We start from the raw sequence: 12450 nt of genomic DNA, 5'->3' as shown, positions 1-12450 counted from the left end.
GCTGCGCGCCACCTTCTCCCACAAGGGGAGAAGGAAGAAGCGCGCCTCAGCCCTTCCGCTCGGGCACGCGCTTGATCTTCGCGCCGAGCGCGTTCAGCCGCTCCTCGATGCGCTCGTAGCCGCGCTCGATCTGGTCGGCGTTGTTGATGGTGGAGGTACCCTGGGCGCACACGGCGGCCAGCAGCATCGCCATGCCGGCGCGGATGTCGGGCGAGGTCATGGTGGCGCCGTGAAGACGGCTCGGGCCTGCGATGATGGCGCGGTGCGGATCGCACAGCACGATGCGCGCGCCCATCGCGATCAGCTTGTCGACGAAGAACATTCTGGACTCGAACATCTTCTCGAACATCAGGATGACGCCCTCGCATTGCGTAGCGGTGACGATCGCGATCGACATCAGATCGGCCGGGAAGGCCGGCCAGGGCTGGTCCTCCAGCTTCGGCACATGGCCGCCGAAATCGTCCTGGATCTTCAGCGTCTGGTTCGCGGGCACGATGAGGTCGTCGCCCTCGACGCGGCAGACGATGCCGAGCCGCTCGAAACCCATGCGGATCGAGCGCAGGTGCTCGACGCCGGCGCGGGTGATGCGCAAGGGCGAGCGCGTCACGGCGGCAAGGCCGATCAGCGAGCCGACCTCGATGTGATCGGGCTGGATCCTGTAGGTAGCTTCCCCCAGCGTCGCCGGCCCGTGCACAATCATGGTGTTGGTGCCGATGCCCTCGATCTTCGCGCCGAGCGCGACGAGGAAATTGGCGAGGTCCTGCACATGCGGTTCGGAGGCCGCGTTGCGCAGATATGTCACGCCGTCCGCGGCGACCGCCGCCACCAGTGCGTTCTCGGTCGCGGTCACGCTCGGCTCGTCCAGGAACACGTCGGCGCCGGCGAGCTTGGCGGCGCGGAATTCGAGCCGGTCCGTCGCGGTGACCTTTGCCCCCAACTGCTCCAGCGCCAGCACATGCGTATCCAGCCGGCGGCGGCCGATGACGTCGCCGCCGGGCGGCGGCAGCATCACCTCGCCGCAGCGGGCGAGCAGCGGGCCGGCGAGCAGGATCGAGGCGCGGATGCGCACGCACAGCTCGGGGTCGAGGTCGGCGGCGCGGATGCTCTTGGCGTGGATGTGAAGCGTATTGCGGGCGGTCCATTCCGCGGACGCACCGACCGAGCGGATCAGCTCGACCAGCGTCTCGGTGTCGCGGATGCGCGGCACGTTCTCCAGCGTCACCGGATGTGAGGTGAGCAGGGCTGCGGCAATGATCGGCAGGGCCGAATTCTTGTTGCCGGACGGCTCGATCGAGCCCGAGAGCCGGTGACCGCCCTCGACGATGTATTGGATGGGCGCCACGGGAATTTCTCCGTCCTGAAGGGTTGGGGCGGGCTGCTTTGGAGGCGGAAACTATAGGGAATTGAGCGCGGTAGCAATTGCGCTGGCTGCAGCTCCAGGGGCCGCCGGCGGCCTTCTGCGGGGGGCCTCAGAGCAGGCCGATGATATTCCCCACCACATAGAGGATCGCGATCAGGATCAGCGCGCCGATCATGACGAAGGAGATCTCGATGGCGATGGCGCCGGTGCCGAGGATGGCCGCGACGCCGGCGAGGAGGCGTTCCTCGCGGAAGATGAGCGAGAGGACCGACAACAGAATGGCAAGCAGGCCTAGCGAGATCGCGGTGGCGGAAGCGGTTTCGCTCCAGCTGCGTCCAGCCGATTTCTCGACTTTCGGCGCCTGGTACTCGATTCCCTTCACGCGCGCCATCACGCGGTCCTTGATGCGATGCCCGGTGTCGACGATGACCTGGTCCGCCGGCGGCGGCGGAAACACCATCGGCACCACCCAATGCGGCAGCACAGCCGCCATCAGCGCCAGCACGCCGACGATGCTCCCGATGATGCCGAGGCGGCGGGAGGGTGCGGCGGAGCTGCTCGTTGCAGAGGCGGTCATGGCGTGACACTTCCCGGCCGGAATAGGCCTCGTGGGTCATGTCCCTTCGTCGCGATGGCGGGTGACGAGGTTCAGGGGGTGCGGCGGGCTGGCGGGGAAGGGTTATCGCGCTTCAATTGCGGAACAAATTGATGACGCCGCCCTCGCCTTTGACTTCGAAATACATCAGATCGATGTAGATCGCGGCCGCAAGAACCAGCGCTCGTTCGTCTTCCGTCAGGCCGCTGTCCAGATACTCCACCAGGAAATTGTCGCGGTCGGTGAACAGCTCGGAACCGAAGCCGGACCATTTCTTCGCGACGCGCGCCTGCTCGTGTCCTCCGCGCATGAACGGGAAGGTCCATACGCGCCACCATGGCGAAGTGACCTCGAGCACCACGCGCCCCTGCGCATCGTGCACATGGAAGCTCTTGGTGAGAATCGAGAACTGGCGTTCGATGTTGCCGATCAGGCGGCCGTCGCGCGACCGCAGCTCCAGGCACTGAAAGAAGAAGCGGAAGGGATGGATCCCCCGCATGACCGGCTGCCGGGCGGCGTCGAAGAAATGCACCTCGAAGGAGCGCCAATGCCCGAATGCCTGACGAAACAGGAAGCCGAGAATTCCCTTTTGCTGTTCGGCCGCATAGAGCAGATCGCGGCCATTTTCGTCGCGGATGCGATATTTGTTGCGGGTTTCGAGGCCGAAGAGCTCGGCCATTTCGAACACCTGCTGCACGTACATTCGGTGCTGGTCAGCTAAAGTCGACAACATTGGCTTGGACCTCTTCCCGTGCCAGCTACGCCATTTTGTCGCGGTGGCCGGGGATGAGGTTCAGGAGGCGTGATCGGTCTTCGTCTCCGTCATGGCCGGGCTTGTCCCGGCCATCCACGCCCTTGTCGCGTCGCACGAAGAACGTGGATGCCCGGGACAAGCCCGGGCATGACGACCATCTAAAGCCAGCCGACCTCAAATATCGATCGTCGCGCTCAGCGAATGCTCCTGGATGAAGTCGCGGCGCGGTTCGACCACGTCGCCCATCAATTTGGTGAAGATGTCGTCGGCCTCGTCGACCTCCTTGACCTTCACCTGGAGCAGCGAGCGCGCATTGACGTCCAGCGTCGTTTCCCAGAGCTGCTCCGGGTTCATCTCACCCAGACCTTTGTAGCGCTGCAGCGTGACGCCCTTGCGGCCGGAATCGGTGACCGCTTCGAACAGGTCCACCGGCCCGTAGACCATGTGCTCGGCGTCCTTGCGCCGCAGCTTGCCGGGGCGCGCATAGACGTCCTGGAGCTTGACCGTGTATTCGTCGAGCTTGCGCGCCTCGACCGAGCCCAGGAAGGCGTCGTCGATGACAGCGGCTTCCTTGACGCCGCGCACGGTGCGCTCGAACTGGAAGCCCTGGCCTTCGACATACAGGCCGACCCACCCGCGCTCGACCTCTTCGGACTGCGTGTCGAGGCGGCCGGCGATGTACTGAGCGGCCGCCGCGGCCTTCTCGGGATCGCCGTAGATTGCCTTGTTCAGCACGCCGGTGATCGCGGCCTGCTCGATTACCTTGCGGTTGTAGCGGGAGTGCAGATTTCGCAGGATGCCGCGAACGGCGCGGGCATCGTCGACCAGTGCGCGCAGATCGCGGCCAGTGCGATCGCCTCCGCTGCCGGGAATGTAGACGCAGTCGTCGAGCCCGGTATCGATCAGATAATCCTCCAGCGCCCTCTCGTCCTTGAGGTACTGTTCGGACTTGCCGCGGTTGACCTTATACAGCGGCGGCTGGGCGATATAGAGATAGCCGCCGTCGATGATGGCAGGCATCTGCCGGTAGAAGAAGGTCAGCAGCAGCGTGCGGATGTGGGCGCCGTCGACGTCGGCGTCCGTCATCACGATGATCTTGTGGTAGCGCAGTTTCTCGACCGAGAACTCGTCGCCGATGCCGGTGCCGAGAGCGGTTATCAGCGTGCCGATCTGCTCGCTCTTCAGCATCGTGTCGGGACGAACGCGTTCCACGTTGAGGATCTTGCCGCGCAGCGGCAGCACCGCCTGGAATTCGCGATTGCGGCCCTGCTTGGCGCTGCCGCCTGCCGAGTCACCCTCGACGATGAAGAGCTCGGACTTCTCAGGGTCCTTTTCCTGGCAGTCGGCGAGCTTGCCGGGCAGCGAGGAGACCGACAGCGGGCTCTTGCGCGTCAGCTCGCGCGCCTTGCGCGCGGCTTCGCGCGCGGCCGCCGCCTGGATCACCTTGCCGACGATCATCTTGGCTTCGCCGGGGTGCTCCTCGAACCAGGCTTGCAGCGCCTCGTTGAGGACGTTCTCGACCACGGGGCGCACTTCCGAGGACACCAGCTTGTCCTTGGTCTGCGACGAGAACTTCGGATCGGGCACCTTCACCGACAGCACGGCGGTGAGGCCTTCGCGGCAGTCGTCGCCGGTCAGCGCGATCTTTTCCTTCTTCGCATTGGCCTCGGCATAGCCGTTGACCTGGCGCGTCAGCGCGCCGCGGAAACCGGCGAGATGGGTGCCGCCGTCACGCTGCGGGATGTTGTTGGTGAAGCACAGCACGTTCTCGTGGTAGCTGTCGTTCCACCACAAGGCGGCCTCGACGCCGATGCCGTTGGCCTCCGCGCGCACCATGATCGGCGCCGGCACGATCGCCTTCTTGTTGCGGTCGAGATATTTGACGAATTCCTCGACGCCGCCGGAATAGTGCATCTCCTCGCGTTTCTCGACCGCATGGCGCATGTCGGAGAGCGCGATGTTGACGCCGGAATTCAGGAAGGCGAGCTCGCGCAGCCGATGCTCGAGCGTCGCGAAATCATATTCGATGTTCTTGAAGGTCTCGCCCGAGGCAAGGAACGTGACCTCGGTGCCGCGCTTGCCGGGCGCTTCGCCGATCATCTTCAGCGGTGCCACGGCATCGCCATGGGCGAACTCGATATAGTGCTCCTTGTTGTCGCGCCAGATGCGCAGGCCGAGCTTGCTCGACAGCGCGTTGACGACGGAGACGCCGACGCCGTGCAGACCGCCGGAAACCTTGTAGGAGTTCTGGTCGAATTTTCCGCCGGCGTGGAGCTGGGTCATGATGACCTCGGCCGCCGAGATGCCCTCGCCCTTGTGGATGTCGACGGGAATGCCGCGGCCGTCGTCGCGCACGGTGACGGAATTGTCCGAATTGAGCACGACGTCGACGCGCGTGGCGTGGCCCGCCAGCGCTTCGTCGATGGCGTTGTCGACGACCTCGTACACCATGTGGTGCAGGCCCGAACCGTCGTCGGTGTCGCCGATATACATGCCGGGGCGCTTGCGGACGGCATCGAGACCCTTGAGCACGCGGATCGATTCCGCACCGTATTCGCTCGGATTGGAGGGCTCGTTTTCGGCAGCGGGCTGCCGAGCAGGTTCTGTCATGAGAGGCCTTCGAAATGTCGCCCGAATCAGCGGCGCAAAAGGCGCTGATTTGCGAGCTATTTGTGCCATGAAAGCGGGATTGCGCCTAGCGCAAAGTATGCTGTCGCAACCCTTTGAGGAGATGGGGTTTTTTGGCCGTATTTCAAGGCGCGCGAGGGCCGATTTCGGGGGCTGTGAAAAGCCCGATTCGAGACCCGCTTTCGGCCCTTGAAGACGTGGATTTTGCGGGGGCTCGGAAGCCTCTCTCCCTGGCGACTTGGCGCCGCGGGCTCAGTAGATCTGGTCGGACTTGGCGTCGTCGTCAGCCAGCTTGAGGAACCATGCCTGGCCCGCGGCCAGCGTGATGGTGTTGGTGCGCACCTGATGACCCGACACGTGCAAAGCGTAGGAATATGTGCCGGGCGGCAGATCTAGCGTTTGCGGATGATTCAAGCCGCCCACGATTTTGATGGTTTGATCATTGATCGCGAGCGAAGCCACGTCAGGCACGAGATAGCCGAAGATCAGCCGTGCTTGTCCTGGCAGCGGCAGGAAGTTGGCCCTGGCCGCGGCCTCCGTATTTCGCTGCACCAGGTCGACCGTGGTTTCGCTCTTGGCGCGGCCGAGCGTCAGCGTGCCCGGCCCCTTCGGGGAGGCGAAGACGAGGAGGGCGCGATCGGCGGTGACCACCGCGCCGTCAGGCTTTTCCTGCCAGCCGCGCTTTCCGAGCTCCGTGCGGTAGAAGGTGAGTACGTCGCTGAGCGCGGCGGGCACCTCGGCTTTGAGCGCGAGCCGGAGCGGGACTTCGACGCCGTTCGCGCTGGTGCGGCTGAAGCTCGAATGACTGGCTCGCGTCGGCACGGGCATCTCGGCGTGAGGATCTGCCGCGGTCAGCGGCTCTTGCGAGCAGCCCGCAAGCAGGATGAGGCTGCATACCAACAGCCGCCATTGTGCCGGGACCTTCGTCCCGCGCCTTGACCTCGTCATGCCCGTTCTCCAGGGATGCCGCGCGTCCTGATCGTCGCGCGATGAGGCGGCCGTGACCCGGTCTCCGCCGCCTCATCGACTAGTCGCCCTGCGAACCCCATGGGTTCAACCCGGCCGGTACAGCACGAGGGATCAGTACATCTGCAGCGGCAGCACGGCGCCATCAGGGCCCACCATGAGGCCCCAGGCATCGCCGGCTGCGACCGTCAGGGTCTCGGTGCGGGCAGGACGTCCCGGCACACGCAGCGCGTATTGGTATTTGCCGGGCGGCAGATCGAGCATCGGACCCTTCGGCGATTGCGGCCCGCCGGCGCCGGCCGCGATCTTGACGGTCTGCTTGTTGATCGTGAGCGAAGCTTCCTTCGGCCCGATATTGCCCAGCATGATCTTGGCCTGGCCCGCCCTCGGCATGATGTCGGCCTTGACGGCGGCGTCCGGATTCTTCTGCGCCAGATTGACCGTGGTCTCGTTCCGAGCGCGACCGAGCTTGAGCACGGCCGGGCCTTGCGGCGAGGTGAAGTCGATGTGTGCGCGCTCCGCGGACACCATCGCGCCGTCGGCCTTTTCCTGCCAGCCGAGCTTGGAAAGCTCCGCGCGATAGAACGCCAGCACGTCGCCGAGCGGGGCCGGGATGCTGGCTTCTAGCTCGCGGCGGAACGGAGTCTCGCTGCCCGGCATCTTGGTGCTGGCGAGCGAGGTCGACGACCGCTGTGTCGGCACGGGGAGCTCGGATTCGCTGTCGGGCTTGAGCGGCTCGGACGCTTTGGCTTGCGCTTCCACGGGCTTGGCGGCCGCCTCCCTGAGGCCCGTTCCTTCGGCGCTGACCCTGACCTTGGGGCCCATCTGCATCACCGTGAAGGAAATCGACTTGCCGCCCTTGGCGAATTCCAGCATCGCCATGTTGGGCTGGTTGATCACCGAGGGCCGCTCGTTCCAGCCGAGGGGCTTCAGCGAGGCCCGGTAGAACGCGGTCAGCGCCTTCACGCTCGATTCGGACGAGAATTCGAGGCTGCCTTCGTCGCCCACGAATTTGACGCCCTCGGCGTTCTCCGGCAGCGGTACCGGCGTCTTGCTGTCGGCAAGTGCATTGAGCGGTGCATCGGACAGCGAGGCCGCCTGTACCTTGCGCCGCGCTTCGTCGGCGGTGATGACCTGCTTGGCCATCGCCTCGGCATCCTTCATGAACTTCTCGTCCGCTTCCTTCTTCGCCTTGATCCGCGCCGCGATCGCCGCTTCCGTCAGCTGCGTGGCGAGGCTGACCATGGTGAGATCATATTTGCGGCCGAGCCTGAGCACGCCGGTTTCCTCAGAAGTAGCGACCTTGATCGCCACCTCGTCGCCAGGGTTGAGCGCGGCATTGCCTTCGTGCCGCCAGCCGCGCGCCGTGAGTTCGCGTTGATAGAAAGCGAGTACGGCGGGCAGATCGGCCATCACTGCGGCGGACATTTCGCGCTTCGCAGTGGTCGCGTTGCCCTTGCCCATGGACGTCTTGGTCGAGCCCGGCCGTGGAAAGCCTGCGGAATCGCCGTCGAGCTTGAGCTCGGCCGGCAGCGCGAACAGGGCCGTCCGGATCTCGACATTGGTCCTGCCGTCGTCGCGTCGCGTCATCGTCAGCATTACGGGCTTCTGCCGGTAGAAGCCGGTCGCTTCGCTGTCGGGATGCTCGTAGTACACGCGCACGCCGTTCGGAACGGCCTCGTCGAGGCTGGCATTGGTCCAGCGCGCGGCCGTCTCCGCTGTGAGCTTGCGCCAGCCGATCGCGGCCATTTCTCTCGTGTAGAAATCCAACGTCGGCTCAAGCGCTTCAGGCGCGATGCAACCGAGATAGGGCCTCGTGCCATCGAACACGATGCCGAGCGCGCCGTCGGGGAACGGAACGTTTCCATAGATGCGGTCGGGCGAGTAGTAGACCACGGATTGGTCGGGCCGGCCGAGGGCCTGCGTAAAGTGGACGGACAGGCCTTGCCGGCCCTTCTTGAAGTTCAGCGTATCGCTCTTCTCTTCCAGCGGCCGCACATAGGGCACCCAGCCACCCGCGCTGAGGAGTTTCTTCACGGCCGGCGCAGTCACGGTTTGCGGCGTCGGCATGCGATATTCGACGCGGTCGCGATTTTTCAGAGACGTATCTTCCACCGCGCCCTCGAGCTGCGGCAAGGTGTGAACGTCGACGTAGCCATCGTCGGCGCGTGCCGGGAGCGACGCGCTCGCCAACAGGAATAGGCCGCATGCAAGCAGCCGCCACCGTGCCGGGACCTGCGTCCCGCGCGTTATCCTCGACATCGTCGCTTCTCCAAGGGGCGTGGCGCGGCGCATCGGCTCGCGCGCAATTGCAGGCCGCGACACCGTCGGCGCGGCCTCTGACGAGAAGTCGCGGCAGGAACCGGTCAGGTTCAAAGATCGCGCAACGCTTGGTAAAGCTGCAAACGCTCAGTAAAGCTGCAGCGGCGGCCAGGCGTCGCCGTCCCGCCCGACCGTGAGCTCCCAGGCATCGCCGGCCGCGATGGTGAGGGTCTTCGTGGTGACTGAATGGTCCGGCACGCGCAGCTCGTAGGAATACTTGCCGGGCGCCAGATCCAGCGACACTGCGTTGGTGCCGGCAGCGCGCCTGACGGTCCGCGCGTCGATCATGAGCGCGGCGTCGGTCGCGCTGATATTGCTGAACACCAGCTTGGCCTGGCCGGGTTCAGGCATGACGTTCGCCCGGCTCGCCGCATCGGCGTTCTTCTGCACGAGGTGAATAGCGGTGCCGCTATCCCCGCGGGCGAGCTCCAGCGCTGCCGGCCCCAGCGGGGAGACGAAGGCGAGCTGGACGTGATCGGCCGCGATCGCAGCGCCATCGGGCCTTTCCTGCCAGCCGAGCTTTCCAAGCTCGGTGCGATAGAAGGTGAGGACGTCGCCGAGCTCCGCGGGCACGCGCGCTTCGAGCTGCGTCCGCAGCGGGGCTTCGACGCCGGGCGTCACGGTGGTGTGGATACCGCGAAAGCTGTAGCGGGTCGGCGCGGGCAGCTTGGCCTCGGGGTCCAGCGTGAGCGCGGCCGAGAACAGCGGCGGCAGATTGGACACGAAGGCGCCGGCGCTCGCCGCGAGCAGGCAACTTGCGAGCAGGACGAGGCCGCACGCAAACAACTGCCATCGTGCCGGAGCTTGCGCTCCGTGCTTCATCGTCGCCATGGCGATGCTCCAAGGATATGGCCAAGAACAGCGCGGGTGTCCGAGATATCCGCGCGATGGCCGCGTGTTGCGGCCTCATGCAGCTAGTCGCTGGCGGAAACGGGCGGGTTCAATGCCGCGTCTAGTGCCGTGCGGAGACTCGTCCGCTCTCGACGTCAAACACTTCGCCTCCGGCGCCGATCTCGGCGAAGGCCGCCGGGTCCGCGCCGGTCAGCCAGACCTGCGCGCCGAGCTTCTTCAGCTCGTCGAACAGCGCGGCCCGACGGTTCGGGTCGAGATGCGCCACGACCTCGTCGAGCAGCAGCAGCGGCGCGATGCCAGTCATCTCGGCGACCAGGCTCGCATGCGCCAGCACGAGGCCGATCAGAAGCGCCTTCTGCTCGCCGGTGGAGGCATCGCGCGCCGGCATGCTCTTCGGCGCATAGATCACTTGCAGGTCGGTGAGATGCGGGCCGTCGGTGGTGCGGCCGGCAATGGCATCGCGCGGGCGGTTGTCGCGCAGGATCTGCCGGTAGCGGTCCTCGACCGACGTCGCGGTCTCGGTCAGCAGCGCGTTCTCCATCCAGCCGTCGAGCGCGATTTGTGCCGAGGGAAAGGCGGAAGCCTGCACACGCGCGTTGAGCATGCCGGTCAGCCGCGCCGCGGTCTGGCCGCGCGTCGCCGCCACCGCCACCGCCAGCTCGGCGGTCTCGCGCTCGATGGCGCCGCACCATTGGTCGTCGTAATTGCGCGTCTCGAGCAGGCGATTGCGTGAGCGCAAGGACCGCTCCAGTGCGTTGATGCGGCTGGAATGCTCGCTGTCGATGGCGAGCACCAGGCGGTCGAAGAAGCGCCGGCGTTCGGAGGCGGCGCCCATGAACAGTCCGTCCATCGCCGGCGTCAGCCACACCATGCGGATGTGGTCGCCGAAGGCACTCGCCGACCCCACGGGCTCGCGGTCGATGCGGCAGCGCCGGCTCACCGCGCTGTCGGCCCGCGGCGCATCGATGCCGGTGCCGAGCGTCGCCAGCCCCAGCGCGCCCTCGACCTGCGCCGACACCGCCCAGGAACCGTCGCCCTGGTTGTCGGCGACGTCCTCCAGCGTGGCGCGCCTCAGGCCGCGTCCGGGCGAGAGAAACGAGATCGCCTCGATGCAATTGGTCTTGCCCGCCCCATTCGGCCCGACCAGCGCCACCAAGTCAGCCGCCGTCTCGAGCCCCCCCGCCCGATAATTGCGAAAATGCGTCAGCGTCAGGCGATGAATGCGGGAGGGGGTCATCAGTTCTTCGTTGTGGACGCGGTTCTTCCCCTCTCCCCTTGTGGGAGAGGGTGGCGCCTCACGCAGTGAGGCGACGGGTGAGGGGTATCTTACCGCCCGGCAAGCTTTGCAAGGATATCCTCCAACACGGAAGTGGACTGCTGAAGCACGTCATTGTTCCAATAGCGCAAAGTCCAAAACCCTTCGGCAGCAAGCGTCGCCTCGCGCGTCGCATCTCGCTGCGATTCCGCGTGTTGGCTTCCATCGATCTCGATCACGAGACGCTTCTCGAAGCAGACGAAATCGAGAATGTAATTTTTGAACGGTACCTGTCGGCGAAACTTGTAAGTGGAGAGCCGACGATCCCTCAGCAAGCGCCACATTGCGGTTTCAGCATCGGTCGACCCGTGGCGCATGTTCTTCGCGAACTGGCGGAGGCGCTTGGCGACTGGCCGATGGGACGGCTCCTGCGGCACCAACCCCTCACCCGACTGAGTCTGTATCCGCCAGCGGAGCTGCCCTCTCCCACAAGGGGAGAGGGCACAGCAACGTGCATCGCGCGTTCGTCGATAGGAGAGGCCGCTGCCTCACCCTCACACCCGCATCGGCATCAGCACATACAGTGCGCTCTTGTCGTCGCGGTCCTGCACCAGGGTCGGCGAGCCCGGGTCGGCGAGCCGGAGTGTCGCGACGTCGCCTTCGATCTGGGCGGCGATGTCGAGGAGGTAGCGGGAGTTGAAGCCGATATCGAGGGCGTCGGAGGCGTATTCGACCTCGAGCTCTTCGGTCGCGCTGCCGGAATCCGGATTGGTCACCGACAGCACCAGCTTGCCCGGCGACAGCGACAGCTTCACCGCGCGTCCGCGCTCGCTGGAGATGGTCGAGACGCGGTCGACCGCGTTCTCGAAATCCTTCTTGTCGACGACGAGTTCCTTGTCGTTGCCTTGCGGAATGACGCGGCCGTAATCGGGGAAGGTGCCGTCGATCAGCTTCGAGGTCAGCACCACATTGCCGATGGTGAAGCGGATCTTGGCCTGCGACAGCTCGATCGTCATCTCGGCGTCGGTGTCCTCGATCAGGCGCTGCACCTCGCCGACGGTCTTGCGCGGCACGATCACGCCGGGCATGCCCTCGGCGCCCTTGGGCTGCACCAGGTCGAGCTGGGCGAGGCGGTGGCCGTCGGTGGCAACCCCGCGCAGGGTCGCGGCCTTCGCGGTGCCGGCCGCGTGCAGATAGATGCCGTTGAGGTAATAGCGGGTCTCTTCCGTCGAGATCGCGAACTGGGTGCGGTCGATCAGTCGCTTGACGTCCTTGGCGGCCAGCGAGAAGGAATGCGACATGTCGCCGGCGGCGAGGTCCGGAAAATCATTCTCCGGCAGCGTCTGCAGCGTGAAGCGCGAGCGGCCGGCGCGGATCGCCAGCACGGCGCGGTCGCCGTCGGCCTCCAGCACGATCTGCGAACCGTCAGGCAGCTTGCGCACGATGTCGTAGAACATGTGCGCCGGCACGGTGGTGGAGCCCGCGGTCGCGGTTTCCGCCGGCAGCGTTTCCGTCACCTCGAGGTCGAGGTCGGTCGCCTTCAGCGACAGTTTGGCATTCTCGGCGCGGACCAGCACGTTGCCGAGGATCGGGATCGTGTTGCGACGCTCGACCACGCGGTGGACGTGACCCAGTGACTTCAGGAGTTGCGCGCGTTCGACCGTAACCTTCATTGCACTACTCGCCCGATCCCCAAAATGAAGAAGCCGGGCGGTCGA

The 12450-nt window shown here is 65.6% G+C and carries 10 protein-coding genes; all 10 read right to left on the bottom strand.

Annotated features, from left to right (window positions below; genetic code table 11):
• Positions 1 to 46: 46 nt before the first annotated feature.
• The 10 genes from murA to dnaN all read right to left on the bottom strand — a co-directional run bounded on the left by murA (position 47) and on the right by dnaN (position 12405).
• Entirely contained in the window at positions 47 to 1342 is a 1296-nt protein-coding gene (gene murA / locus QRQ56_RS13155; RefSeq protein WP_438740527.1) for a UDP-N-acetylglucosamine 1-carboxyvinyltransferase, read from the bottom strand.
• Between the two features lie 127 nt (positions 1343 to 1469).
• Positions 1470 to 1937, bottom strand: coding sequence for a hypothetical protein (locus QRQ56_RS13150; RefSeq protein WP_438740525.1), 468 nt, complete (start codon positions 1935 to 1937; stop codon positions 1470 to 1472).
• A 112-nt stretch (positions 1938 to 2049) separates the two neighbouring features.
• Complete coding sequence (locus QRQ56_RS13145) at positions 2050 to 2688, bottom strand: phospholipid scramblase-related protein (protein WP_438740523.1); 639 nt, start codon at positions 2686 to 2688, stop codon at positions 2050 to 2052.
• A 195-nt stretch (positions 2689 to 2883) separates the two neighbouring features.
• Entirely contained in the window at positions 2884 to 5319 is a 2436-nt protein-coding gene (gene gyrB, locus QRQ56_RS13140; protein WP_438740521.1) for a DNA topoisomerase (ATP-hydrolyzing) subunit B, read from the bottom strand.
• Between the two features lie 270 nt (positions 5320 to 5589).
• On the bottom strand, positions 5590 to 6165 hold the full coding sequence (locus QRQ56_RS13135) for a hypothetical protein (RefSeq protein WP_438740520.1): 576 nt from the start codon (positions 6163 to 6165) through the stop codon (positions 5590 to 5592).
• Between the two features lie 252 nt (positions 6166 to 6417).
• Positions 6418 to 8565, bottom strand: a complete 2148-nt coding sequence (locus QRQ56_RS13130; RefSeq protein WP_438740518.1) for a hypothetical protein — start codon at positions 8563 to 8565, stop codon at positions 6418 to 6420.
• Between the two features lie 147 nt (positions 8566 to 8712).
• Positions 8713 to 9456 carry a hypothetical protein gene (locus tag QRQ56_RS13125; RefSeq protein ID WP_438740517.1) on the bottom strand — a complete coding sequence of 248 codons (744 nt, stop codon included), beginning with the start codon at positions 9454 to 9456 and terminating at the stop codon, positions 8713 to 8715.
• Between the two features lie 121 nt (positions 9457 to 9577).
• The gene (recF, locus tag QRQ56_RS13120; RefSeq protein WP_438740515.1) at positions 9578 to 10714 is read right to left on the bottom strand and encodes a DNA replication/repair protein RecF; all 1137 of its coding nucleotides are present in this window, start codon (positions 10712 to 10714) and stop codon (positions 9578 to 9580) included.
• 89 nt (positions 10715 to 10803) lie between these two features.
• Entirely contained in the window at positions 10804 to 11169 is a 366-nt protein-coding gene (locus tag QRQ56_RS13115) for an endonuclease domain-containing protein (protein ID WP_438740513.1), read from the bottom strand.
• 117 nt (positions 11170 to 11286) lie between these two features.
• Positions 11287 to 12405, bottom strand: coding sequence for a DNA polymerase III subunit beta (dnaN, locus tag QRQ56_RS13110; RefSeq protein ID WP_438740511.1), 1119 nt, complete (start codon positions 12403 to 12405; stop codon positions 11287 to 11289).
• Positions 12406 to 12450: the final 45 nt, after the last annotated feature.

Source organism: Bradyrhizobium sp. U531 (genome assembly GCF_051710265.1).
Taxonomy (GTDB): domain Bacteria; phylum Pseudomonadota; class Alphaproteobacteria; order Rhizobiales; family Xanthobacteraceae; genus Bradyrhizobium.
Note: the sequence above shows the minus strand (reverse complement) of the source record. Positions and strands in the feature narration are given on the sequence as shown.

What these genes read in the sequence shown, in the direction of transcription:
- recF (WP_438740515.1), bottom strand. Translation starts at nt 10,714, where the DNA reads ATGACCCCCTCCCGCATTCATCGCCTGACGCTGACGCATTTTCGCAAT.
- QRQ56_RS13125 (WP_438740517.1), bottom strand. Translation starts at nt 9,456, where the DNA reads ATGGCGACGATGAAGCACGGAGCGCAAGCTCCGGCACGATGGCAGTTG.
- dnaN (WP_438740511.1), bottom strand. Translation starts at nt 12,405, where the DNA reads ATGAAGGTTACGGTCGAACGCGCGCAACTCCTGAAGTCACTGGGTCAC.
- QRQ56_RS13135 (WP_438740520.1), bottom strand. Translation starts at nt 6,165, where the DNA reads ATGCCCGTGCCGACGCGAGCCAGTCATTCGAGCTTCAGCCGCACCAGC.
- gyrB (WP_438740521.1), bottom strand. Translation starts at nt 5,319, where the DNA reads ATGACAGAACCTGCTCGGCAGCCCGCTGCCGAAAACGAGCCCTCCAAT.
- QRQ56_RS13145 (WP_438740523.1), bottom strand. Translation starts at nt 2,688, where the DNA reads ATGTTGTCGACTTTAGCTGACCAGCACCGAATGTACGTGCAGCAGGTG.
- QRQ56_RS13150 (WP_438740525.1), bottom strand. Translation starts at nt 1,937, where the DNA reads ATGACCGCCTCTGCAACGAGCAGCTCCGCCGCACCCTCCCGCCGCCTC.
- QRQ56_RS13130 (WP_438740518.1), bottom strand. Translation starts at nt 8,565, where the DNA reads ATGTCGAGGATAACGCGCGGGACGCAGGTCCCGGCACGGTGGCGGCTG.